Source organism: Endozoicomonas sp. ONNA2, assembly GCF_024606365.1.
Taxonomy (GTDB): Bacteria; Pseudomonadota; Gammaproteobacteria; order Pseudomonadales; family Endozoicomonadaceae; genus Endozoicomonas.
Genome location: NZ_JAHHPO010000257.1, coordinates 1 through 1134, shown reverse-complemented (window position 1 = coordinate 1134; position 1134 = coordinate 1). Strand labels below are relative to the sequence as shown.

At 49.6% G+C, this 1134-nt stretch carries 1 protein-coding gene; it reads left to right on the top strand.

Annotated elements, in window-relative coordinates; translation table 11 throughout:
- Positions 1-105: 105 nt before the first annotated feature.
- Positions 106-900 (top strand): phytanoyl-CoA dioxygenase family protein, encoded by a 795-nt coding sequence (locus KDK14_RS04565; protein ID WP_257263836.1) that lies wholly within the window; start codon positions 106-108, stop codon positions 898-900.
- The last annotated feature ends 234 nt before the right edge of the window (positions 901-1134 follow it).

Sequence of the window (1134 nt, the reverse complement as noted above, 5' to 3'; positions counted from 1 at the left end):
ATATTAAATTGGTAAAATTCTTCCGGTGCAATCAAAACCTTACGGATTCAGGATAAAGTTTACGATGGACAGCGGGCTGACCCGAAAGTCATCAAAGAAGCCTTTGTGGCGCATGGTTACATCGTTGCCGGGAATGTTTCCACTGCAGCGGATCGTAACAGGGCCGTCAGCCTGTTGCAGCGTCAGGTCAAGCATCATCCGGGAGCCAGCATCAATGGTTTTTTTGAACTGTACCATGATGATGCCCTGGCCCAGCTAAGGCAGAACCCAGCCATGGTCAAGCTGTTTGAAACCCTTTGGGATAATAAAAAACTATGGGTGGTATTTGACCGATGCATTTATATGCGGCCAGAAACAGACCAGAACAGCTTCCTCCCCCTTCATGTGGATCAAAACCCGCATACCCAGCCCGGTTTCAGTGCGGTGCAAGGCTTACTGGCGCTCAGGGATTGTGATAAAACCACCGGCATGCTGGGTATTATCCCCGGCTCCCATCATGACTTCGGGCAATATAAATCGTGGTCAGACGATAAACAGGGCTGGATTGAATATCAAGGCGAGGATGTACAAGACCGTTGGCAAGCACTCCGGGCTGTGCAATTGAAAGAAGGGGAGATGGTGGTTTGGGATTCTCGCCTGACCCACTCACGATTTAATCCAGACCCGGACTGCACCGACGACAGGCGCGAGCGTATGCTGGCGATGATCAGCTTTCTGCCCGCCTCTGCCAATGAGGCGCTAAGGGAAAAAAGGGTGCACGCCCTGGAAAGTGGCGAAGGCCAATACAATCATGAGGCAGGATTGCGGAAAACGGCAGGTTCTCATATTGAATCATTACGGGTGAACCGGGAAAACCTGACGGAAACAGGCAGGAAAATCTATGGCGTCGAACCTTGGTGAGTACTAACTGGCCAAAAAGGAAGCGTTTGATGACACCTTGTTCCCACGGTCCCGAGTTTGTTGCAAAAGTTATAAAAGCCTTGAACCACAAAGACACGAAGACACAAAGGAAGCCTTTTTGATTTGCTGAGCGTAACTCAGGCAAGCCCAGAATAACCTTTACCGTGAAAAATATTTTACTTGACCATTTTTCATCCCTGAGGGTGGCGCAAAATATTTTCACGCGCCATGGGC